Consider the following 22,823-nt stretch of genomic DNA (forward strand, 5'->3'; position numbering starts at 1 on the left):
CGGCCTCCTTAACCTTTTTACGGGATAGTAACTGATGACCTCGCTTTACTGGCGCACCTGCGGAGAAGGGAATGTGGATCTTGTGCTGCTGCACGGATGGGGCCTGAACGCCGAGGTGTGGCAAAGCATCGTGCCGCGACTCAGCCCTCATTTTCGCCTGCACCTGGTCGATCTGCCGGGCTATGGCCGCAGTCAGGCGTTCGGCGCGCTTTCGCTGGCGGAGATGGCGCAGCGGCTGCTGCCGCATTTACCGCCGCGCGCGCTGCTGCTGGGCTGGTCGCTGGGCGGGCTGGTGGCGACCGAACTGGCGCTGCGCGCGCCGCAGCAGATAGCGGGAGTGATCAGCGTCGCCTCTTCGCCCTGTTTTACCGCTGGCGAGGAGTGGCCAGGCATCAAGCCGGAGACCCTGGCGACCTTTCGCGCGCAGCTTAACAGCGATTTCCAGCGCACCGTCGAGCGCTTCCTGGCGCTGCAGACGCTGGGCACCGACAGCGCCCGGCAGGACGCGCGCCGCTTAAAAGAGGTGGTGCTGGCGCAGCCGATGCCGCCGGTGGCGGTGCTGGACGGCGGCCTGGCGATCCTGCGCGAGGTCGATCTGCGCGATCGGCTGCCGCGCATTGAAATGCCGTTTTTACGTCTCTATGGCGCGCTGGACGGTCTGGTGCCGCGTCGTGTCGCCTCATTGCTCGACGCCGCGCTGCCCGCTTCGCCTTCCATCGTGATGGAAAAAGCCGCGCACGCGCCCTTTATTTCGCACCCGGACGCCTTCTGCCAGCATATTCTTGATTTCAGACAGGAGTTTTGCCGTTAAACCGGACGCTAAGCTGGCAATTTTCTCATCAGCGACAATACTTTTCGGGTAGGCATGGCCGCTTAATGATGTGAATTATCCAGGGAGAGGATGATGCCGTTCCATCTCGCCTGACGCATCCGGCGTCTGCTTACATCTCACATAACGGAAATGAATGAGGGGTACTGTAATGAAGGTGATGAAATGGGTTGTAGCTTCAATGGTGATGGGCGCAGTGTCGTTTTCGGCGGTTGCGGCCAAGGAAGTAACCAGGGAAGAAGTGAAAAAAATGAATCTTGAGAAGATCGGTACGGTGAACACCACGGCGGAAACCACCTCGCCGATGGACGCCAAACGCGAACTTTCTAAACAGGCTGATGAAAAAGGAGGCAAATACTTCCTGGTGATCGCGGGCCGTGAACACGGCAAATTCAGCGCCACCGCGGAAGTCTATAAGTAATCAGCTACGCAGCCAGACAAACTGCCAGGCATCCAGCGTAAGCGGCTGGGTGCCATCAATTTTCCTCTCTGTGATCACATCCTGAAAAAGCCGCGCCTCCGGTAGCTTCGCCTCCACCTTTTTTGCGCTCAGATTAAACACGCACAGCAGGCCGCCATCCTCATGCTGCGGATCGTGACGCCTCAGCACCAGTAGCGCGTTATCGCTGTCGTAGAGTCTCATCGGGTTATCGGGATGAAAAGCGGGCTGGCGCGTGCGCAGCTGGATGAGCCGACTGAGGCGGGTATAGATGGCGTGGCGCAGGCTGTCGCCGTCCGCCAGCGCTGCCTCAATCACTTTCAGGTCGAACTTCTGGCGGTTGATGGCGCGATTGTGCCCTGCGGCTTTTACCCCCTCGTAGTCGTTGCGTGAGCCGAGGATGCTCTGAATATAGATAGCGGGCACGCCAGGGAAGGCCAGCAAAATCGCGTGCGCCAGCAGGAAACGGCGCAGGCGCGTATCGTCGTCGTCGTTCTGATGATTGAGGGCGTCGAGATAGGTGACGTTGATCTCATAGGGGCTGGTGGTGCCGTCGGGATTGTTTTTATAGGAGACCAGCGCGCCCTCCAGCGCCAGGTCGCGCACCAGCGCCACAATCTCCACCTCGGAGAGAATGCCGCGCGCCGGATTAAGCCCGATGCCGTCGTGCGACGCGAGAAAGTTAAAGAAGGTGGTGCCGCCTTTGCCGGGCTCCAGCGCGCCCGCCCACTGGCGCAGCGCGCGTCCAGAGCCAGAATGGATGGCGTGCAGCACCAGCGGCGGCAGGGAAAACTGATAGACCATCTGCGCTTCGTCATGTCCGTCGCCGAAGTAGCTGACGTTGTCTTTATGCGGCACGTTGGTTTCCGTGATGATCACCGTGCCGGGCGCGACCAGGTCGGCAATGGCGCGGAACAGCTTCACCAGCAAATGGGTTTTTTCCAGATGGATGCAGCGCGTGCCGGGCGTTTTCCACATATAGCCGACGGCGTCGAGGCGCACATAGTCCGCCCCTTTTTGCAGGTAGTCGAGCAGCACGTCCACCATGCGGATCAGCACCTCGGGGTTGCCGAAGTTAAGATCGATCTGATCGGCGCTGAAGGTGGTCCAGATAAAGCGCATCTCGCCGTTCGCCATCTCGAACGGCGTCAGCAGCGGCGAGGTGCGCGGCCGCGTCACGCCGCTGAGATCGGTGGCGGGCGGCATGCTGATAAAGAAGTCGTCCCAGCCGGGATCGAGCGCCAGATAGTGTTTAAACCAGGCGCTGTGCGCCGACATGTGGTTGCAGACGAAGTCGAACATCAGACGCGTTTCCTGATGCAGCCTGGCGACATCCGGCCAGTCGCCGCACAGCGGGTTGACCTGATGGTAATCGATGACGGAAAAGCCGTCGTCAGAGGAGTAGGGGAAAAAGGGCAGCAGGTGCACCAGCGGAAAGGTGGACTGCAGATGCTGCTGGTAAAAGCGGGAGAAGCTTTGCAGCGTCGGCACCTCCGCTTCGCGGAACTGATCGGCGTAGGTGATCAGCACCACGTCCTGTTCGTCCCAGTGCGCCTTGCGCGGCAGCTTAGTCGCGTCGCGCGCGGCGGCGATATGGCTCAGTAGACGCTCACGCGCCGTCTGAGGAAAGGTATCGGCATAGATTTTATCGAGCAGCGCTGTGATCGTTTCCATCGCGAATTGGGTGCCACGTCCCGGGTTGTTTTTTATGCAGGCGTGTTTTCAGCGTAGCGTTAAGAGAGGGATTTTCAACTTTACAGAGGAGGTTACGCGCGCCCGACCCAGAATAAGTCGGGCGCGTGCAGGGTTTAGCGTTTTTTGCCGAACGCCGCCGCCAGCGCATCGCCCATTGCGCTGTTGCCTGCGGGCTGGCTGTTCTGACGCGCGCGCGGCTTCGCGCCGCCGGCCGGACGCGCACCGTCGCGCGGCGCGCTGCGGGCGCTGCTGCGCGCGTTGCTGTCGCCTGGCTGCTCATCCAGACGCATGGTGAGCGCAATACGTTTGCGCGGCAGATCGACCTCCAGCACTTTCACCTTCACGATATCGCCCGCTTTCACCACCTGATGCGGATCCTCGACAAACTTGTCCGACAGCGAGGAGATATGCACCAGGCCATCCTGATGCACGCCGATATCGACAAAGGCGCCGAAGTTGGTGACGTTGGTCACCGCGCCTTCCAGCACCATGCCCGGCAGCAGATCGTTAATGGTTTCAACGCCTTCGGCGAACTGCGCGGTTTTAAACTCAGGACGCGGGTCGCGGCCCGGTTTTTCCAGCTCTTTGATAATGTCGGTGACGGTCGGCAGACCGAAGCGCTCGTCGGTAAAGTCGACCGCCTTAACGTTGCGCAGGCTGGTGGGGTTGCCCATCAGATCCTGTAACGCCTGCTCGGTCGCCGCCAGGATGCGCTCCACCACCGGGTAGGCTTCCGGGTGCACCGTCGAGGCGTCGAGCGGGTTGTCGCCGTGGTTGATGCGCAGGAAGCCCGCGCACTGTTCAAAGGCTTTGGGGCCGAGACGGCTCACCTTGAGCAGCTGCTGGCGATTCTGGAAGCGGCCGTTTTCGTCACGCCAGCTCACGATATTCTGCGCCATCATGCGCGTCAGACCGGCGACGCGCGTCAGCAGCGGCACGGAGGCGGTGTTGAGATCGACGCCGACGGCGTTGACGCAGTCTTCCACCACCGCGTCCAGCTTCTTCGCCAGCTGGCTCTGACTGACGTCATGCTGATACTGGCCGACGCCGATCGATTTCGGATCGATTTTCACCAGCTCCGCCAGCGGATCCTGCAGGCGACGCGCGATAGAGACCGCGCCGCGCAGCGAGACGTCGAGGTTCGGGAACTCCAGCGCCGCCAGCTCCGAGGCGGAATAGACCGAGGCACCCGCTTCGCTGACGATCACTTTCTGCGCGGTAACGTGCGGATACTGTTTCTGCACGTCGAGGAAGAAGCGCTCTGTCTCGCGCGAGGCGGTGCCGTTGCCGATCGCCACCAGCTCGACCTGATGTTTCGCGCAGAGCGCGGCGACCACGGTAGCGGCTTTGGCCGCCTGGCCGGTATGCGGATAAATGGTATCGGTCGCGACCAGCTTGCCGGTGGCGTCCACCACCGCGACCTTCACGCCGGTGCGCAGGCCGGGATCGAGGCCCATCGTGGCGCGCATGCCCGCCGGCGCCGCCATCAGCAGATCGTGCAGGTTGCGGGCGAACACGTTGATCGCTTCGTCTTCGGCGCGCTCGCGCACCGTGCCCATCAGTTCCGTCTCCAGATGCAGCATCACCTTGATGCGCCAGGTCCAGCTCACTACCGCCTTGCGCCAGGCGTCAGCGGGCGCGCCGTTGAGGCGCAGGTTAAGATGCTCGGCGATCAGCGTTTCGCCGTAGCTTTCGCGCGGCGGCTCGTCGAACTGCGGATCGGCGTTCAGGGAGAGCTGCAGCACGCCTTCGTTACGGCCGCGCAGCATCGCCAGCGCGCGGTGCGACGGCACGCTGTGCAGCGCTTCGTGATGATCGAAGTAGTCGCGGAATTTAGCCCCTTCCTGCTCTTTGCCTTCCACCACGCGCGACACCAGATGCGCGTTTTTCCACAGGTAGTCGCGCACTTTCGCCAGCAGCGCGGCGTCTTCGGCGAAGCGCTCCATCAGGATATAGCGCGCGCCGTCCAGCGCGGCGCGCACGTCGGCGACGCCTTTATCGGCATCGACATACTGCGCGGCCAGCTGTTCGGGATCCTGCGAGGCGTCCTGCCACAGGCTCTCGGCCAGCGGCTCCAGACCGGCTTCAATGGCGATCTGGCCGCGGGTGCGGCGCTTGACTTTATAGGGCAGGTAGAGGTCTTCGAGTTCGGTTTTATTCAGCGTGGCGTTAATGGCGCTGGCGAGTTCGTCGGTGAGTTTGCCCTGATCGTTAATGGACTTCAGAATCGACTGGCGGCGATCTTCCAGTTCGCGCAGGTAGCCGAGACGCGTCTCCAGCTGGCGCAGTTGGGTGTCGTCCAGACCGCCGGTCACCTCTTTACGATAGCGTGCGATAAACGGCACGGTGTTCCCTTCGTCCAGCAGACGCACGGCGGCTTCAACTTGCTCCGCACGCGCCTGCAGCTCACTGGCAATAATGTGGCTGAGATCTTTCATCATCGATTCTGTCTTGCTTACAGGGTTAAAAAACAGGGGACAGTTATACGGACTGAAAAGTGAAATTGCCAGCGATGGGGCCGGCTTTCAGCGATATTCTGAATCAGGCGTCCGGATAGGAAATGGCGTTGACGTACCAGAGCGCGGGACCCAGCGGCGTCTCTACCGTCACGGCGTCGCCCGGCTCTTTTTTCAGCAGCGCGCGCGCCATCGGCGAGTCGATGGAGATGTAGTCTTTGCGGCCGAAAATCTCGTCGTAGCCGACGATGCGAAAGCGTTTGACCTCGCCCTCGTCATTCTCAACCTCTACCCAGGCGCCGAAGAAGACTTTGCCGTCCTGCTGCGGCGAATAGTCGACGATGCGCAGCGACTCGAGGCTTTTTGTCAGATAACGTACGCGACGATCGATTTCGCGCAGGCGTTTTTTGTTGTACTGGTAGTCGGCGTTTTCGCTGCGATCGCCGAGGCTGGCGGCCCAGGTCACTTTCTTCGTCACTTCGGGACGCTCTTCGCGCCAGAGATAGTCGAGCTCGGCCTTCAGCTTGTCAAAGCCTTCACGGGTGATCAGTCGGGTTTTCATGCGTAGCGACTCGGAAGCGGAAAAGCAGGCAGTGTAAAGCAAAGCAGGCGCGGCAAAAAAGAGTCGGGGAACAGGTTTTCAACGGTGAAAACCCTTTGTGTCGTTCCCCGGTGGCGAAAGGGGCAGGTACAAAAAGAGAAAACGGCTTAAATCGTTATTTTCCCGCCACGGTTGAGGTGGTGGTTGAAGATGAGGTGCCTTTGTCGCCGCCGCCAGCGGTCGCCAGCGCCACGCCGAGCAGCGCAGCTACGGCGCCGACGCCGATAGCGTTAGAATTGCCCTGCGCGGTGGTCGAAGCCTGCGCGCCGGCGGCCTCGCCGGTTGCGGTCGCCGCTAAAGCCGGATTCAGAACGAGGGTGGCCAGCGCACCCAGCACTAACAACGTTTTTTTCATTATTGCTTTCCCTGTAGTGAAGCGAGTGGAAGCAGTGTGGTGCAATTCACATAAGGCGGAAAGATAGCTTTACTGATTGATTTAGCGGGCTTTATTTTTGAATGGTCTGAATCGCGGCAAAAATGGCGCAAATCCGAGAGAAGCCTGCGGCGCGGCGCGTAAAGGCTGATATTTTATGCTGCCGGCCAGCTGAGTTGGCTGAAATCGCGACCGCTAGGTCAGGCGACGAATGGCGCTAAAGTCAAATTGCGCGTTAACTGGTTGATCTGCAAGTTTGATTAATCCAGGGCGCGATTTTGCGGCCGCCGATGGCGAGAAAAAACGCCCGACTTTCAGATTTGCCGTAATGGTGACAAACGCCGCTTAAGAATGTGATTTTGCCCTGAAGAGAGCGATAAAATTAAAGATAAGCTCCTGTTTAATATGCTTTGTAACAATTTCGGCTAGAATATAAACCATTAATGACTGTCACAGACAGACAACTTTTTTTAACAATATCGGCTCAGGCAATGGCGCCTTTGGGAGTAGAAAATGCAAGAGAACTACAAAATTCTGGTCGTTGATGACGATATGCGTTTGCGTGCGCTGCTGGAACGCTATCTCACCGAGCAGGGCTTTCAGGTGCGCAGCGTCGCCAACGCCGAGCAGATGGATCGTCTGCTGACCCGTGAATCCTTTCACCTGATGGTGCTGGATCTGATGCTGCCGGGCGAAGACGGCCTGTCGATTTGCCGTCGTCTGCGCAGCCAGAGCAATCCGATGCCGATCATTATGGTGACGGCGAAAGGCGAAGAGGTCGATCGTATCGTTGGGCTGGAGATCGGCGCCGATGACTATATTCCTAAGCCGTTCAACCCGCGCGAGCTGCTGGCGCGCATTCGCGCCGTGCTGCGTCGTCAGGCCAACGAGCTGCCGGGCGCCCCTTCGCAGGAAGAGGCGGTGATCGCGTTCGGCAAGTTCAAGCTGAACCTCGGCACGCGCGAAATGTTCCGCGAAGATGAGCCGATGCCGCTCACCAGCGGCGAGTTCGCGGTGCTGAAGGCGCTGGTCAGCCATCCGCGTGAACCGCTGTCGCGCGACAAGCTGATGAACCTGGCGCGCGGACGCGAATACAGCGCGATGGAGCGCTCCATCGACGTGCAGATCTCGCGCCTGCGCCGCATGGTGGAAGAAGATCCGGCGCATCCGCGCTATATCCAGACGGTCTGGGGCCTGGGCTACGTATTCGTGCCGGACGGTTCTAAAGCATGAGGCGACTGCGCTTCTCGCCTCGCAGCTCGTTTGCCCGCACCCTGCTGTTGATCGTGACCCTGCTGTTCGTCAGCCTGGTGACGACCTATCTGGTGGTGCTCAACTTCGCCATTCTTCCCAGCCTGCAGCAGTTCAACAAGGTGCTGGCGTATGAAGTGCGCATGTTGATGACCGACCGGCTGCAGCTGGAAGACGGCACGCAGCTGGAAGTGCCGCCCGCGTTTCGCCGCGAGATCTACCGCGAGCTGGGGATTTCGCTGTATACCAACGCGGCAGCCGAAGAGAGCGGGTTGCGCTGGGCGCAGCACTATGAATTCCTGAGCGAACAGATGGGCCAGCAGCTTGGCGGGCCGACCGACGTGCGTGTCGAGGTCAATAAAAACTCGCCGGTGGTGTGGCTGAAAACCTGGCTGTCGCCTGACATCTGGGTGCGCGTGCCGCTGACCGAAATTCATCAGGGCGACTTCTCGCCGCTGTTCCGCTACACGCTGGCGATCATGCTGCTGGCGATTGGCGGCGCCTGGCTGTTTATCCGCATTCAGAACCGGCCGCTAGTGGATCTGGAGCACGCGGCGCTGCAGGTCGGCAAGGGCATTATTCCGCCGCCGCTGCGCGAGTACGGCGCCTCGGAGGTGCGTTCGGTGACGCGCGCCTTTAACCAGATGGCCTCCGGCGTTAAGCAGCTGGCGGACGACCGCACGCTGCTGATGGCGGGCGTTAGCCACGATCTGCGCACGCCGCTGACGCGCATTCGCCTCGCTACCGAGATGATGGGCGAGGAAGATGGCTATCTCGCCGAGTCGATCAATAAAGATATCGAAGAGTGCAACGCCATTATCGAGCAGTTCATCGACTATCTGCGCACCGGCCAGGAGATTCAGACCGAGCGCGCCGATCTCAACAGCGTGCTGGGCGAAGTGGTGGCGGCGGAAAGCGGCTACGAGCGCGAGATTGAAAACGCCGTGATGCCGGAAGAGCTGATGCTGGATATCAACCCGCTGTCGATCAAGCGCGCGGTGGCGAACCTGGTGGTGAACGCAGCACGCTACGGCAACGGCTGGATCAAGGTGAGCAGCGGTCGCGAACTGCATCGCGCCTGGTTTCAGGTCGAGGATGACGGCCCTGGCATCAAGCCGGAACAGCTGACGCACCTGCTACAGCCCTTTGTACGCGGTGACAGCGCGCGCAGCACCAGCGGCACCGGCCTTGGGCTGGCGATTGTGCAGCGCATTATCGATGCGCATCAGGGATCGCTGGAGATTGGCGAGAGCGAGCGCGGCGGGTTGCGCATTCGCGCCTGGCTGCCGCTAACGGAACAGAGTGCGCCGAGCAGCAACGGCGCGGCGCAGAGCTGAGTAGCAAGCGGGCGCGGCGATCGCCGCGCCCGAAGGCTTACAGTACCGGACCTGCTTTAACCAGCGCGGCGCCCGCCGCGTTGTCGGTATACTTCTCAAAGTTGGTGATAAAGCGCTGCGCCAGATCGCGCGCCGCTTCCAGCCACTTCTCCTCGCTTTCCCAGCTGCTGCGCGGATCGAGCGTGGCGGCGTCGAGCTGGCCCAGCGCTTTCGGCACCTGCAGGTTGAACACCGGCAGCGTCTCGGTTTCGGCGTCGTCCAGTTCGCCAGCCAGAATCGCGTTGATAATGGCGCGCGTATCCTTCAGCGAAATGCGTTTGCCGCTGCCGTTCCAGCCGGTATTAACCAGGTACGCCTGCGCGCCCGCGGCCTGCATGCGCTTCACCAGCACCTCGGCGTACTGCGTCGGGTGCAGCGTCAGGAACGCGGCGCCGAAACAGGCGGAGAAGGTGGGCGTCGGCGCGGTCACGCCGCGCTCGGTGCCCGCCAGCTTGGCGGTAAAGCCGGAAAGGAAGTGATACTGCGTCTGCTCAGGCGTCAGGCGCGACACCGGCGGCAGCACGCCGAAGGCGTCGGCGGTGAGGAAAATCACTTTCTTCGCGTGGCCCGCTTTCGATACCGGACGCACGATATTGTCGATATGATCGATCGGGTAGGAGACGCGGGTGTTCTCGGTCTTGCTGTCGTCGTCATAATCGACGCTGCCGTCTTCGCGCACCACGACGTTTTCCAGCAGCGCGTTGCGGCGGATAGCGCGATAGATTTCTGGCTCGGCCTGCTCAGAGAGCTTGATGGTCTTGGCGTAGCAGCCGCCTTCGAAGTTGAAGACGCCGTCGTCGTCCCAGCCGTGCTCGTCGTCGCCAATCAGCTGGCGTTCCGGATCGGTGGAGAGGGTGGTTTTGCCGGTGCCGGACAGACCGAAGAAAACCGCGACGTCGCCCGCTTTGCCGACGTTGGCCGAGCAGTGCATCGAGGCGATGCCGCGCAGCGGCAGCAGGTAGTTCATCACCGCGAACAGCCCTTTCTTCATTTCGCCGCCGTACCAGGTGCCGCCGATCAGCTGCATCCCTTCGGTCAGGTTGAACGCCACGAAGTTTTCCGAGTGCAGCCCCTGCGCCTGCCAGTTGGGGTTGGTGCATTTCGCCCCGTTCAGCACCACAAAGTCAGGTTTAAAGGCGGCCAGCTCGCTTTCGCTCGGCTGAATAAACATGTTTTTGACGAAATGCGCCTGCCAGGCCACTTCGGTGACGAAGCGCACGCTAAGGCGCGAATCGGCATTGGCGCCGCAGAACGCGTCGACCACAAACAGACGCTTGCCGGAAAGCTGCTCGGTCACGCAGGCTTTCAGCTGCTGCCAGGTCTCCTGCGACAGCGGCTGGTTGTCGTTTTTGCCTGTTCCTTGATCGTTCCACCACAGCGTGTCGCGGGTGGTGTCGTCGCGGACGATATATTTATCCTTCGGCGAGCGACCGGTAAAAATGCCGGTATCGACCGCCACTGCGCCGCTTTGCGTCAGGGTGCCGCGCGCATAACCTTCCAGCTCGGGACGGAGTTCTTCGGTAAACAGCGTATCGAAATCGGGGTTGTGGACCACTTCGGTGGTGCCCTCGATGCCCAAAGCGGCAAGATCTTGCGAGGTCAGGCCGGTAACGCGCATGTGACTGCTCCTTAAATCGTTTTGGTACTGCACAGGCGAATAGTTATAGGTGCCGCGCAAGCCGTCCGCGTGCTGCTGGGCGGATGCACGATCGCGCGCAGTGTACTCTTCTGAGCCTGTGGGAAAAGCGTTGTCCGTCAGAAATGCGAACCAGGGCGCGTTAAGCAGCAAAAAGAGCCGCTTTTGAAACTAAAGTTAGCGAGATCGGGTTATTTTACTTTGTAAATTAAGGGGATATCGCGGCGAGGGAAAAGGGCGGCGAGGCCGCCCGGGGATAAATCAGTGGATGCTGTCGCTGTTTTCGCCTTCCGCGCCGCCTTTGCGGATCGCCGCAATGTCGACCGCGTCGTAGACGTAGTGCGTGCCGCAGTAGTCGCAGTGCATATCGACCTGGCCATCCTCTTCGATAATCTCGTCGACCTCGTGCTGAGGCAGCGTTTTCAGCACTTCGCCGCAGCGTTCGCGCGAGCAGGTGCACTTAAAGCTCACCGGCTGCGGATCGAATACCGTCGCCTCTTCCTGATGATAGAGGCGCCACAGGACGTCGGTCGCCGGCAGATCGATCAGCTCTTCGCTCTTCACGGTTTCCGTCAGCGTCGCCAGGTGGTTGAAGTCCTCGGTCTGGGTATCCTGCGCCGGCAGCACCTGCAGCAGAATGCCTGCGGCGCCTTTTTCATTGGTGCGAATAAACAGGCGGGTCGGCAGCTGCTCGGAGCGCATAAAATAGTCTTCCAGGCAGGCGGCCAGCGTCTCGCCTTCCAGGCCTACCACGCCCTGATAGCGCTCGCCTTTCTCCGGTGAAATGGTGATCGCCAGATAGCCGGTGCCGACCATGCTTTTCAGGGTGGCGTCTGCCGGGATCTCGCCCTTCACGCGCGCTACGCCGCGCAGCTCCTGGCGGTTATTGCCGTTGATGACCGCCAGCGAGAGCGGGCCGTCGCCCTGCAGCTGCACCGTGATGTCGCCATCGAATTTCAGCGTGGCGGTCAGCAGGCTGGTCGCGACCAGCAGCTCGCCGAGCAGCGTCTGCACCGGGGCCGGATAGTCATGGTTTTTGATGATTTCCTGCCAGGTGTGGCTGACATTCACCAGCTCGCCGCGCACGGCCACATTCTCAAACAGGTAACGATGCAGTTGATCTTGTACAGACATAAATTTTCTCTCGTTGGGGCTAGGCCTGGTCGTCGCCCGTTAATTTAAATTTCATCAAATCGCGGCGCTCTTTTTTATCGGGGCGGCGATCGGGATGCGGCATGGTGAGCGCATTCATTTTACGCGCCAGCGCCACCTTTTCCCGTTTTTCAATACTGGCGGTGGTTTCGCTGTAGAGCTGCTGCGCCACCTCGGCCGGACCGCGCTTGTCGCTCAGCGCGGTGACGATCACGGTACGCTCGTCGTTGCCCTGGCGCAGCGTCAGCTCCGCCTCCAGCTCGACCAGCTTGCTCGGCTTGCTGCGCTGGCCGTTGTAGTGCACTTTGCCGCCTTCGATCATGTCGCGCGCCAGCGAGCGCGTTTTGTAGAAGCGTGCCGCCCAGAGCCATTTGTCGAGGCGCACGCCTTCGCTGCTTTTCTCTTTCATTGCTGCTCCCGTTTACGCCAGCGCGCTGCACAGGGTGCGATAGTCGCGGGCCGCCGCGTGACGCTGGAAGACCTGATCGGGACGCCCGGAGTCGGGGTTGCTGACGCCTAAACACCAGCCGATGCCCCAGCTTTTCGCCGCGTCGAGAATGGTCTCGTTGTCATCAATAAACAGCGTTCTCGGACGATCAAATCCGGTATGCTGCTCCACCGCCTGCCACAAGCGCGGGTCCTCTTTCGGATACCCAAAGGTATGGGTGGAAAGTAATAAATCAAGGTGCGGCGCAAGGCCGGTCTGCGCCAGTTTGATATCCAGGTTATAAGGATGGGCGTTGGTCAGCAGAATGGTGCGTTTTCCCGCCCGACGCAGCGCCTGCAAAAAGGGCACCGTATCTTCGCGCATCGCTGCCAGGCTACGCTTCGCATAGGTCATGGCGCGAATATCCAGCGCCAGCTCCGCCGCCCAGTAGTCCAGACAATACCAGTTTAGCGTATGCGCCACTGCCTGGTACTTTCCGGCGATCAGCGCCTCGGCTTCCGCCAGTGTAATGCCGCGCGTTTCGCTCAGCGTTAGCTGCACATGCTCCAGCCAAAAATGGCGGTCGAACGCCAGGTCCAGCAGCGTGCCGTCCATATCGAGCAGCACGGTATCGATTTGCGCCCAGTTCAGCGTCATCAGGCAGGTTCTCCGATAAAAAGCGGGCGACAGGGTAGCACAGAAAGAGGCGGGAGAGGGCAGGGCGCCGGCGGCACTGGCCAGGCGGCGCCGCGGCGTCAGAACATCGAGCGCACGCTCTGCATGGTGCTGAGATTATGGTTGAAGCACTTGTCGTAGTACTGCTGGATATTCGCCATGCGCTGACGGTTGCGATGGATACGGCGCAGCGCCAGCAGGGCGTTAACCAGCGCGCAGGCCAGCAAAACCGCCAGCAGCAGCGTGGTGCCGAGGTAGCGCCACATTGCCATCGCGTCCGGCTCGTTGTGCAGCGCGATATGGCGCGTGCCGTTGGCGTCTACCGACAGGCTGGTGATAATGCCGCTGGCGCTGAACGGCGTATGCAGCAGCATGCCGGAGAGGCGTTGCAGCTCGCGCCACTGCGACGGCGCATCGAGATCGAACAGCGAGACCGTCGGCTGCGGCTGATTCACCAGCTGGCGGCCTTCGTCGCTGACGATAAGGAATCCGCCCGGCGGCGGGCTGTTAAGGTTTTCGGCGGCGCGGCGCGTCTCGCGGAAGAAGAAGCTGGAGGTGGCGGTATTGACCAGGTTTTCCAGCGCTTCGGCGCTTACCGGCCGCAGCAGCACGTTCATACCGTTCAGCTGCCCGGAGTCGGCGCGGCGCACCAGCGTATCCCAGTCTTTGGCGTTGCCGAGATTCACCAGCGCGTTCTTCAGCCGCACGCAGTCCTGCTGCTGGCTACAGAGATCCTGCGTTTTCAGCACCAGGTCGGCGAAATCGTCCAGCAGGATCATGCCCGATTTCTGAATCGCCGAGGCGAGCTGCGGGTTGAGTTTGGGATCGGTGTTGGTTTCCGGATGCAGCTGGCGCGTGGTCGCCTCCAACAGCGCCGAGGCTTTATCGATGATATCGGACTGCGGCTGGGGCAGCGGCGAGGCGTTGTTCCAGTAGACGGCCGAACAGTCGAACGGCATATAGGCGTAGCTGCGGTTGCTCTGATAGTTATCGGGAACGGAGCACATGCCGGTGCCGTTAACTTTTAAAATGTCGCCGACGTGCAGCGACTGCGCCGACAGCTTGTCTACCTCGTTCACTTCAAGGCTCTCGGTGCCCTTGATCCAGGCCAGGCTGAGCTTGATCGGCATACTGAGCGGGATCCAGCTAATCAGCAGCGCCGTCACCAGCAGCGAGCCGCAGGCCAGGACGACGTTTTTGCGCCAGCGCTGGATAGGAAAGTTGCGCACTTCGTCCTGCAGCGATAAAAAGCGGCCCTGACGCACCACCTGACGGTTCAGGTAGATCTCGATATCGGTGGTTTGGCCGAGATCGTGCGCCACATAGGGCAGCCAGTGCGGCGGGTAGGCGAGATCGATAATGCCCAGCGTAATATTGCTCTGCTCCTGATTCGACTCGCCGAACAGGCCCCAGCGCTTGGGCGCGCCGCGCAGGCAGTGTATGTCGCGCATGCGCTTCTGCGCGGGAATGTGAAACAGCGACCAGACGCTGGCGCCGATCATGGCGCAGCCCAGCAGCGCCAGCCAGCCCATCAGCGCGGCGGGCACCAGCAGGCTGATAAAAAAGAGCAGAAAGGCGAAGGTGATGGTCACCGCCTCGCGCGTGCCGTCCGGCCGCGTCAGCTGATACTCTTCCAGCGTCTCTTTGCGCACCTGCAGCAGCTCGACGTTTTCGCTCTCTTCTTTGCGTATCGAGGCGTTGGTCGAGCCGGGACGCACCAGCGCCGGCAGCGATGGCTGATCGGTGCCGTAGTTGACCAGCGAGTGGCCGTTAAGCGAGATCACCAGCGGAATCGTCTGGGTGCGGATCAGCTCAACGTAGTTTTCATCGGTTATATACTGTTCCCAGTGCGGCGGCAGATGCACTTCCACTTCGTCAAGGTAGTAGCGCCACTTGTGGGCATCGTCGGTCGACAGGCCATAGCGGGTAATGGCGCGCGTGACGGGGTAGACGTTGTTACTCTGCGCGGTGAGCGTCAGATTATCGAAAACAGGATGTTTTTCACCGGGTACGGCGGGACGCGACTGCTTCGCAAGCGAGGCGACGTATTTTTCCACCGCGCGACGTTCGTCGTCGGTGAGTTTGCGACAGGGCGGGCTGATAAAGGGCAGCGGTTTCGCCAATGGCGGACGATGCCGCATAGCGTACCAAAAGCCGATACCTGCCAGACCTGAGCAGACCAGCACTATGACCAATACAATAAGGATTGTGCTCATGCGTTGTTCACTGCAGCCAAAATCCTGCCTTCACTTTGGACCAATGCTCCCAGATAGAACTGTTATTTAAGACAATTTTGGCGGGAATAAACGACCCTGACAAGCTAAATGCCAGATGAAATAACGCGCAAAATCATTAAATTAGAAGTTAATGCAGCATGCCTTGTCCGAATGTTAACCGGCAGAATCTGAATTAAACATCGGTCTTTTCTGAATTTTACCGCGCGACGTTGACTTATTGCAAAAGCGTTAACTAACGCGGCCGCATCCGGGAACGCCTGACCGGGCGCGGCGTCTGGAGCCGACGCTAAACTCGCTGTCGCACAAACGCCTGTGGTCAGGTAAGCTAATTTTTTTACCGCGCCGCGCGGCGTTGAACGTCTGAGGCTGATATGAAGAACCCATTAAAGAAACCTGACATCCTCAAAGTGGAAACCGTGGCGCGCTCGCGGCTGTTCACCGTTGAATCAGTCGATCTCGCTTTTAGCAACGGCGCGTGCCGCGTTTACGAGCGTATGAAGCCTTCTGAGCGCGAAGCGGTGATGATTGTCCCGATTATCGACAATCAGGTCGTGCTGATTCAGGAGTACGCGGTTGGGCTGGAGAGCTATGAGCTGGGCTTCCCGAAGGGATTGATCGATCCCGGCGAGACCGTCTTCGAGGCGGCGAACCGCGAACTGAAAGAAGAGGTCGGCTTCGGCGCAGAGAAGCTGGAGTTTCTCAGCAAGCTGACTATGGCGCCTTCCTACTTCTCCAGCAAGATGAATATCGTGGTGGCGGAAGGGCTTTATCCTGAACGGCTGGAGGGCGACGAGCCTGAGCCGCTCATCGAGCATCGCTGGCCGCTGGAGGATCTGCTGGCGCTGCTGCAGGAGCCCGATTTCCGCGAGGCGCGCAACGTCAGCGCGCTCTTTCTGGTTCGCGAGTGGCTGGTGCAGCAGGGGCGACTGAGTTACTAACGGGTACGACATTGCCTGAAACTGGCAGGGCTTTGACTTTTACAGACAGCTCTAAAGCTCGCAAGCGGGTGAGATAGACCGAAGAGCAAAGCGTCCCGCGACAGGGACAAAAACGCCGGGAGCGTTTTTGAACAACGCAACGCGTTGGCCCGTTTAAGGGCGCCCCTCAGGGATGAGGGGCGTATATGCACGGGACGAGCTGGCAGGGATGCCGCTTCTTGCGTCTTTGCGATCGGGCCATCTCACCCGCGTTAGCACTTTCCAAAATAAAAAGGCCGACAGCGATGTCGGCCTTTTTTGCTACTTACGGCAGGGCTTAAAACAGCTCGTGGCTCTCGCCATTATCCATAATGGTGGTGCCAACGTCGTGCACCGAGTATTCCGTCGGCTGCGTGCCGTTGATGAAGTACTCCTGGCGCGTATTGCCGCCGCCGTTGGCCAGCTTGCCGGTGCTGCGGTCGATAGTCACCGTGACGATGCCGTCCGGCGGCGTCAGCGGCTGCTCCGGCACGCCGTCCAGCGCGCTCTTCATATAGTCATCCCACGCCGGCTGCGCGCTTTTCGCGCCGCCTTCATAACCGGAAATCTGGTCTGGAATCGCGCCCGACAGCGTGCTGCGGCCTAACGCGCGGCGCGCGTCGTCAAAGCCGATCCACACCGAGGTCACTACGCCAGGACCGTAACCGGAGAACCAGGCGTCCTTCGAACTGTTGGTGGTGCCGGTTTTACCGCCGATATCGTTGCGCTTCAGATCGCGTGATGCGCGCCAGCCGGTGCCCATCCAGCCCGGTTCGCCAAAGATATTGGAGTTGAGCGCGCTTTTGATCAGGAACGACAGCGGCGTGTTGATCACATGCGGCGCATACTGCTGACCATCCGGCTGCGGCTGAGCGGGAACCTGCTCCAGCGCCGGCTGCGGCGCCGGCTGGTTCTGGTTCTGATCGGAGGTCGCGACGTTTTCTACGCTCTCCTCGTTCAGCGCCAGCGCCTTGCGGGTTTCGCCATAGATCACCGGCAGATTGCACTGCGGGCAGGCGATGCGCGGTTTCGCTTCGAAAATAACGCCGCCTTGCTCGTTCTCGATCTTGCTGATGAAGTACGGGTCGACCAGGAAGCCGCCGTTCGCCATCACCGAGTAGCCGCGCGCTACCTGCATCGGCGTAAACGACGCTGCGCCGAGCGCCAGCGATTCGGTATGCACGATATTCTGCGCCGGGAAGCCGAAGCGCTGCAGATATTCCGCCGCGTAATCGACGCCCATGGCACGCATGGCGCGCACCATCACCACGTTTTTCGACTGACCTAATCCCTGACGCAGACGAATCGGACCGTCATAGGTAGGCGGCGAGTTTTTCGGCCGCCAGTCGGCGCCCGCGCCCGCATCCCAGCGCGAAATCGGCACGTCGTTAAGAATCGAGGCGAGCGTCAGGCCGCGATCCATCGCCGCGGTATAGAGGAACGGCTTAATGTTGGAGCCGACCTGACGCAGCGCCTGGGTGGCGCGGTTGAACATGCTCTGATTAAAGTCGAAGCCGCCGACCAGCGCGCGCACCGCGCCGGTTTGCGGATCGAGCGACACCAGCGCGGAGTTGACGTCCGGCACCTGCGCCAGCCACCAGCTGTTATCGACCTTACGCACCCAAATCTGCTGGCCCGTCTGCACTACCTGCGTCACGCTTCTCGGCGTGGGTCCCTGCACGGTATCCGACTTGAACGCGCGCGCCCAGCGTACGCCGGCGAGGCCCAGAGAGACGCTGGTGCCATCTTTCAGCATCGCGGTCGCCTCGTCGCTGCTGGCCAGGGTTACAACGGCAGGCAACAGGGGTCCGTAAACCGGCAGCGGCTTCAGCGCTTTCAGGATCTGCTCCTGGCTCCAGGCGGGCTCGCCCACTTTCCACAGCACGCTGGTCGGTCCGCGGTAGCCGTGACGCATGTCGTAGGCCAGCACGTTATTGCGCACCGCCTCCTGCGCCGCCTGCTGGAGACGACGCGTCACGGTGGTATAGACCTTGTAGCCGTCGTTATAGGCGCCGTCGCCGTAGCGCTTCACCATCTCCTGACGCGCCATTTCGCTCAGATAGGGCGACGAGAAGGCGATTTCCGGGCCGTGGTAGCTCGCTTCCAGCGGCGCGCTGCGCGCTTCATCGTACTGCTGCTGGGTGATGTAGCCCTGATCCAGCATGCGCGACAGCACCACATTGCGACGCGCCAGCGCGCGGCTGTGGGAGTAGAGCGGGTTAAAGGTAGAGGGCGCTTTGGGCAGACCGGCGATCATCGCCATTTCGCTCAGCGAAAGCTGGTCTACCGGCTTGCCGAAGTAAACCTGCGCGGCGGCGCCGACGCCGTAGGCGCGATAGCCGAGATAGATCTTGTTCAGATAGAGCTCAAGGATCTCATCTTTATTCAGCAGCTGCTCAATGCGAATGGCGAGGAACGCCTCCTTGATTTTGCGCATCAGCGTGCGCTCAGGGCTCAGGAAGAAGTTACGCGCCAGCTGCTGCGTGATGGTGCTCGCGCCCTGCGAAGCATGGCCGGACATCAGCGCGATGCTGGCGGCGCGGAAAATGCCCACCGGATCGACGCCGTGATGCTCGTAGAAACGGCTGTCTTCCGTGGCGATAAAAGCTTTGATCAGCTCTGGCGGCATCTGCTGCAGCGTCAGCGGAATACGGCGCTTCTCGCCGTACTGGGCGATCAGTTCGCCATCCGCGCTGTACACCTGCATGGGCGTCTGCAGGCGCACATCTTTCAGCGTGTTAACGTCGGGCAGCTGCGGCTCTATATATTTGTACAAACCATAAATCGAGCCAGCTCCCAGCAAGATGCAACACACTGCAAGGATTAATAAATACTTTACGAACTTCACCTGGAGTTTCCCATCTGTTGTCGTTTGAGCAGTTTATAAACAACCGCGCGGTAGTATAAAGGCAAGCCAGACGCTTTGATATGTCCTTTTACCCCTGTAGATAAGGAGATCGCGCGCATGGCTTTTCAGACATGGCAAGTCGGACTGGATATTCAGAATACGCAGCTCTGCGCTCTCGCTATACAGCGCCGGCGCGGCGGCTGGCAGCTGTGCCGCTGGTGGCAGCAAGGGCTGCCGCAAGATACGTTAAGAAACGGCGTGCTGCAATCTTCGCCTGAATTGCAGGCGGCGCTGCGCATGCTGCGACAGCAGCTGCCGCAGCGCTATTCCCTGCGCGTCGGACTCCCTGCGCAGCTGGTGCTGCAGCGTCCGCTGGCGCTGCCGAGCCAGCGTCTGCAGGAGCCTGCGCTGGGACGTTACGTGACGGCGGCGGCGCAGCGGCTCTTTCCGGTCGAGCCGGAAGCGCTGACGCTGGACTATCGCGCCAGCGAAGCGGGCCGCCAGCTTTACGTTACCGCCGCCCGGCAAGAGGTCATCGCCCAGTGGCTGACGCCGCTGCGGCAGAGCGCGCTGCGGCCGGCGGTTTTTGAGCTCACGACCCATGCGCTGGCGCTCACGGCGCGCGCCGCAGGGCTGGACGACGCCGCCGCGCTGCTGATCGGTTACGACGCGCAGTGGCTCTGGTACAGCCGCGCCAGCGAGAGCGTGGTCGGCAGCGCCAGCATAGAGACCGCGCCCGAGGAGGTGAGGCAGCGCTGTTTCCCGCAGGCCAGCGCGCTGTTCGGCTGCGCGCCGTCGCCCGATCTGCTGCCTGACGCCTTCTTCTCTTTTTCGCCGTTCAGCCTGTTCGCTTATCGCCAGCTGCCGCTGCCCCAGCAGGAAGCGGCGTTCTGCATCGCCGCCGGACTGGCGCTGCGTCCAGAGGATAGCTGATGATCGCGGTGAATATGCTGCCGTGGCGGCACGCGCGTCTGCGCCAGCAGCAGCGCGCCGTGCTCGGGCTGACGGCGACGCTGCTGCTGGCGCTGGTGCTGACGGCGGCCCTGGCGCTATGGCGTCTCGACCGCGTCAGCCAGCATCTGCTCAGCGCCCAGAGCGAGGCGCGCCACGCGCTGACGGCGATCGCTCAGCGGATTAGCCAGCGGCGCGAGCTGCAGCAGCAGCTGGCGGCGCAGCAGGCATCGTGGCGGCGCGCGCGGCGTCACGCCGACGATCTGATGCGCTGGCACCGATTCTGGCAGGCGCTGCCGACGCTTTTGCCGCAGCGGGTCTGGCTGGAGCGCGTAGAGAAGATGCCGACGCAGCTGCGTATCGAGGGACGCGCGCAGGAGATGCGGGCGATAAGCGAACTGCGGCGCCGTCTCGACGAGGCAGCGCTCTTCGCCGCGGTGCGGCAGGGTAACGTCGAGCGGCAGCCGGACGGCGTTTATCGCTTTACGCTGCGCGCGCATCTTGAGGAGAGCGCGGATGAATAGCGCGCTGGAGTGGTGGCTGCATCTGCCGCTGCGCCGACAGATCGGCATAGTAGCGGCGTGTTTCGCCGCGGCGACGCTGGCGCTCTGGCTGCTGCTTTTGCGGCCGCAGCAGTTAGCGCAACATGTGCTGCGCGCTGATATCGCCCGGCTTGAGCAGAAGTACCAGCAGCAGCTGGCGCAGCTCAATGCGCTGCCTGACGAGACGTTGCTGCACGCGCAGCTGGCCGATAGCGCGCGCCAGTCTGAGGCGTCGTCCCGTGCCGCGCCGCTCGACGCCGTTCTGACGGCGCGCGGCAGCCAACTGCAGGCGTGGCAGCCCGAAACAGAGCCGCGCGCCCTGACGCTGCTGCTGGCGTGGGAGCAGTTTCTGCCGCTGTTCGCCGAGCTGGCGCGCACCACCGCGCCCTTTCCGACGCGTTTTCTGCTGGAGGCGCGGCAGGGAAAGATGCAGGCGAAACTCTGGCTGGAGAGCGACGATGCGCGCTAAATGGCTGCTTCTCTGGCTGGCGGCGACCACGTTTTATGCCGCGCCGCGCGATCCGTTTCAGCCGCCGCCGGAGAGCCGATGCGAGCCGCCAGCCGCGCTAACCGGCTGGCGGCTGCAGGGCGTGCTGGGACGTGCGCCGCGCCTGCGCGCCTGGTTGACGTCGCCGCAGGGGGGCGTCGTTAAAATCGCAGCGGCGGATCGCCTTCCGCTGCCGGGCTGGCGACTGAGCGCTATGACGCCTCGCAGCCTGACGCTCACCGCAGGCAGCGGCTGTGCGCCGCAATTCGTCACTCTTTCTCTCAAAGGAAGCGCCTATGTTCAGGATGACCCTTTTACTGCTGACGAGTCTTTGGCTCGCGCCCGTCCAGGCCACTGACGATCCCAGCGATGGTGAACACGGCCAGCGGCTCAGCCTCAACTTCGACGACGCGCCGGTCGAGCGCATTCTGCAGGCGCTGGCGGATTATCAGCACGTGAACCTGTTAATTGCGCCAGGCGTAGAGGGCAGGCTGTCGCTGCGTCTCGACGACATGCCCTGGCGGCAGGCGCTGTCGCTGGTGACGCGGCTGGCTGAGCTTACCGTCGTGGAAGAAGAGAACGTGCTGCTGGTTTATCCCGACAGCTGGCGCCAGCTAAAAGAGCAGCAGGCGCAGGCGGTCAGCGCGCAGCAGGAGCCGCTGGCGCTGCGCGCCGTCACGCTGCGCTACGCCAGCGCGACAGAGGTCTACCGCAGCTTTCAGGGCGAGCGGCAGGCGCTGATGACCCCGCGCGGCAGCGTAACCCTCGACGCGCGCGCTAACGCGCTGTTGCTGCGCGATACGCCGACGGCGCTCAGCGATGCCGAACGCTGGCTGCGGGCGCTTGATGTGCCGCTCGAACAGGTAGAGCTGGCGGCGCATATCGTCACCATCAGCGAGGAGAGGCTGCGGGAGCTCGGCGTGAGCTGGAACCTGCCGGCCGGCGCGGAGGCGGTGACCGATGCGCTGCGCAATCCCCGGCTGGCGATCCCGCTGGCGGCGAGTTCGCCGGGCATCACCGCAGGCGTGACGCTGGCGCGGGTCGGCGGTCGGCTGCTCGATCTGGAGCTCAGCGCGCTGGAGCAGGAAAACCAGGTCGAGATTATCGCCAGCCCGCGTCTCTTCACCTCGCATCAGCAGAAGGCGATGATCAAACAGGGCAGCGAGATACCCTACGAAGTGTCGGCGGGCAACAGCGGCGCGACCACTATCGAATTTAAAGAGGCGGTGCTGGGCATGGAGGTCACGCCCAACGTGCTGGGTAACGGACGCATCCAGCTGAAAATCCGCATCAGCCAGAACGTGCCGGGCCGCGCGGTGCAGAGCGGCGACGGCAGCGTCCTCTCCATTGATAAGCAGGAGATTGAAACCCAGGTCACGCTGAAAGATGGCGAAACGCTGGCGCTGGGCGGCATTTTTCAGCAGCAGCGCAGCCTGGGCGAAAGTCGCGTGCCGGTGCTGGGCCATATTCCGCTGCTGGGATCGCTGTTTCGCCATCAGACCGCGGAAAATAAAAAACGCGAGCTGGTCATCTTCATTACGCCGCGATTGGTCAGGGAAGCAGCGCTTACCGCCGGATAAACCGGAAAATGCGCTCCCCAGTGCCAACTGCGTTGACGCAGGACAGGAATTAGCTTACAAGGTTTAGCGATTTTTAGAACGCTGTAACCGTCCCGACGGCGCGTATCCGTCAGGGTCAGATATCTCTTCTGTAGGCGGCGCGTAAAAAGCGCAGCGCTAATGCGCATCGTTTCGCATATCGCACACCGGCCCCGCAAGGGGAATGCCGGAGGGCGATTTATTCGGTTGCCAAACGCCCTTGAGTGTTGAGATAATTTTTCGTCTGACTCTTGCTAACGCTCATGAGGTCTCAGTTCCTGTCCCGCCAGCGAT

General features: G+C 61.4%; 20 protein-coding genes. 10 read left to right on the forward strand and 10 right to left on the reverse strand.

Annotated elements, in window-relative coordinates:
• Positions 1-34 precede the first annotated feature (34 nt).
• A complete protein-coding gene (gene bioH, locus PVE98_RS01195) occupies positions 35-811 on the forward strand; it encodes a pimeloyl-ACP methyl ester esterase BioH (protein ID WP_096072178.1) in 777 nt (258 codons plus the stop codon).
• 169 nt (positions 812-980) lie between these two features.
• A complete protein-coding gene (locus PVE98_RS01200; protein WP_096072177.1) occupies positions 981-1,250 on the forward strand; it encodes a YdgH/BhsA/McbA-like domain containing protein in 270 nt (89 codons plus the stop codon).
• Here the strand turns inward: PVE98_RS01200 and PVE98_RS01205 are convergent, their stop codons facing one another.
• The 4 genes from PVE98_RS01205 to yjbE form a co-directional block, all read right to left on the reverse strand.
• Positions 1,251-2,942 (reverse strand): alpha-amylase family glycosyl hydrolase, encoded by a 1,692-nt coding sequence (locus PVE98_RS01205; RefSeq protein WP_096072176.1) that lies wholly within the window; start codon positions 2,940-2,942, stop codon positions 1,251-1,253.
• Positions 2,943-3,076: 134 nt separating this feature from the next.
• Complete coding sequence (locus PVE98_RS01210; RefSeq protein ID WP_096072175.1) at positions 3,077-5,404, reverse strand: Tex family protein; 2,328 nt, start codon at positions 5,402-5,404, stop codon at positions 3,077-3,079.
• Between the two features lie 100 nt (positions 5,405-5,504).
• Complete coding sequence (greB, locus tag PVE98_RS01215; RefSeq protein ID WP_033753129.1) at positions 5,505-5,981, reverse strand: transcription elongation factor GreB; 477 nt, start codon at positions 5,979-5,981, stop codon at positions 5,505-5,507.
• Positions 5,982-6,135: 154 nt separating this feature from the next.
• Positions 6,136-6,375 (reverse strand): exopolysaccharide production protein YjbE, encoded by a 240-nt coding sequence (gene yjbE, locus PVE98_RS01220; RefSeq protein WP_033753126.1) that lies wholly within the window; start codon positions 6,373-6,375, stop codon positions 6,136-6,138.
• Positions 6,376-6,906: 531 nt separating this feature from the next.
• On the opposite strand from yjbE, the gene ompR reads away from it, so the two are divergent.
• Entirely contained in the window at positions 6,907-7,626 is a 720-nt protein-coding gene (gene ompR / locus PVE98_RS01225) for a two-component system response regulator OmpR (RefSeq protein ID WP_001157751.1), read from the forward strand.
• Complete coding sequence (gene envZ / locus PVE98_RS01230) at positions 7,623-8,981, forward strand: two-component system sensor histidine kinase EnvZ (RefSeq protein ID WP_033753116.1); 1,359 nt, start codon at positions 7,623-7,625, stop codon at positions 8,979-8,981. The genes ompR and envZ overlap by 4 nt, the downstream gene beginning before the upstream one ends.
• Positions 8,982-9,018: 37 nt before the next feature.
• On the opposite strand, the gene pckA is transcribed toward envZ, so the two are convergent.
• The 5 genes from pckA to PVE98_RS01255 all read right to left on the reverse strand — a co-directional run bounded on the left by pckA (position 9,019) and on the right by PVE98_RS01255 (position 15,126).
• The gene (gene pckA, locus PVE98_RS01235) at positions 9,019-10,638 is read right to left on the reverse strand and encodes a phosphoenolpyruvate carboxykinase (ATP) (protein WP_033753526.1); all 1,620 of its coding nucleotides are present in this window, start codon (positions 10,636-10,638) and stop codon (positions 9,019-9,021) included.
• A 279-nt stretch (positions 10,639-10,917) separates the two neighbouring features.
• Positions 10,918-11,790, reverse strand: a complete 873-nt coding sequence (gene hslO, locus PVE98_RS01240) for an Hsp33 family molecular chaperone HslO (protein WP_033753113.1) — start codon at positions 11,788-11,790, stop codon at positions 10,918-10,920.
• Between the two features lie 19 nt (positions 11,791-11,809).
• Complete coding sequence (gene hslR, locus PVE98_RS01245; protein WP_333620705.1) at positions 11,810-12,217, reverse strand: ribosome-associated heat shock protein Hsp15; 408 nt, start codon at positions 12,215-12,217, stop codon at positions 11,810-11,812.
• A gap of 12 nt (positions 12,218-12,229) precedes the next feature.
• Positions 12,230-12,892 (reverse strand): GMP/IMP nucleotidase, encoded by a 663-nt coding sequence (yrfG, locus tag PVE98_RS01250; protein ID WP_333620706.1) that lies wholly within the window; start codon positions 12,890-12,892, stop codon positions 12,230-12,232.
• Positions 12,893-12,990: 98 nt separating this feature from the next.
• On the reverse strand, positions 12,991-15,126 hold the full coding sequence (locus PVE98_RS01255; RefSeq protein ID WP_033753105.1) for an intracellular growth attenuator family protein: 2,136 nt from the start codon (positions 15,124-15,126) through the stop codon (positions 12,991-12,993).
• Between the two features lie 392 nt (positions 15,127-15,518).
• Between PVE98_RS01255 and nudE the strand changes: the two genes are divergently transcribed.
• On the forward strand, positions 15,519-16,085 hold the full coding sequence (gene nudE / locus PVE98_RS01260) for an ADP compounds hydrolase NudE (RefSeq protein WP_096072172.1): 567 nt from the start codon (positions 15,519-15,521) through the stop codon (positions 16,083-16,085).
• Between the two features lie 316 nt (positions 16,086-16,401).
• On the opposite strand, the gene mrcA is transcribed toward nudE, so the two are convergent.
• Positions 16,402-18,951, reverse strand: a complete 2,550-nt coding sequence (mrcA, locus tag PVE98_RS01265) for a peptidoglycan glycosyltransferase/peptidoglycan DD-transpeptidase MrcA (protein ID WP_096072171.1) — start codon at positions 18,949-18,951, stop codon at positions 16,402-16,404.
• Between the two features lie 117 nt (positions 18,952-19,068).
• Here mrcA and pilM point away from each other — a divergent pair, with 117 nt between their 5' ends.
• Genes pilM through hofQ form a run of 5 tightly spaced genes read left to right on the forward strand, consistent with a single transcriptional unit; the run spans position 19,069 to position 22,511 of the window.
• Positions 19,069-19,884, forward strand: a complete 816-nt coding sequence (gene pilM, locus PVE98_RS01270; RefSeq protein ID WP_096072170.1) for a pilus assembly protein PilM — start codon at positions 19,069-19,071, stop codon at positions 19,882-19,884.
• Positions 19,884-20,426 (forward strand): PilN domain-containing protein, encoded by a 543-nt coding sequence (locus tag PVE98_RS01275; RefSeq protein ID WP_096072169.1) that lies wholly within the window; start codon positions 19,884-19,886, stop codon positions 20,424-20,426. The genes pilM and PVE98_RS01275 overlap by 1 nt, the downstream gene beginning before the upstream one ends.
• The gene (locus tag PVE98_RS01280; protein ID WP_096072168.1) at positions 20,419-20,913 is read left to right on the forward strand and encodes a hypothetical protein; all 495 of its coding nucleotides are present in this window, start codon (positions 20,419-20,421) and stop codon (positions 20,911-20,913) included. Before PVE98_RS01275 ends, PVE98_RS01280 begins: the two co-directional genes overlap by 8 nt.
• Positions 20,903-21,289 (forward strand): HofP DNA utilization family protein, encoded by a 387-nt coding sequence (locus PVE98_RS01285; protein ID WP_096072167.1) that lies wholly within the window; start codon positions 20,903-20,905, stop codon positions 21,287-21,289. The genes PVE98_RS01280 and PVE98_RS01285 overlap by 11 nt, the downstream gene beginning before the upstream one ends.
• The gene (gene hofQ / locus PVE98_RS01290; RefSeq protein WP_096072166.1) at positions 21,228-22,511 is read left to right on the forward strand and encodes a DNA uptake porin HofQ; all 1,284 of its coding nucleotides are present in this window, start codon (positions 21,228-21,230) and stop codon (positions 22,509-22,511) included. The genes PVE98_RS01285 and hofQ overlap by 62 nt, the downstream gene beginning before the upstream one ends.
• The last annotated feature ends 312 nt before the right edge of the window (positions 22,512-22,823 follow it).

The sequence above is a fragment of the Pantoea sp. GABEPS69 genome (assembly GCF_045780835.1).
Classification (GTDB): Bacteria; Pseudomonadota; Gammaproteobacteria; order Enterobacterales; family Enterobacteriaceae; genus Pantoea; species Pantoea septica.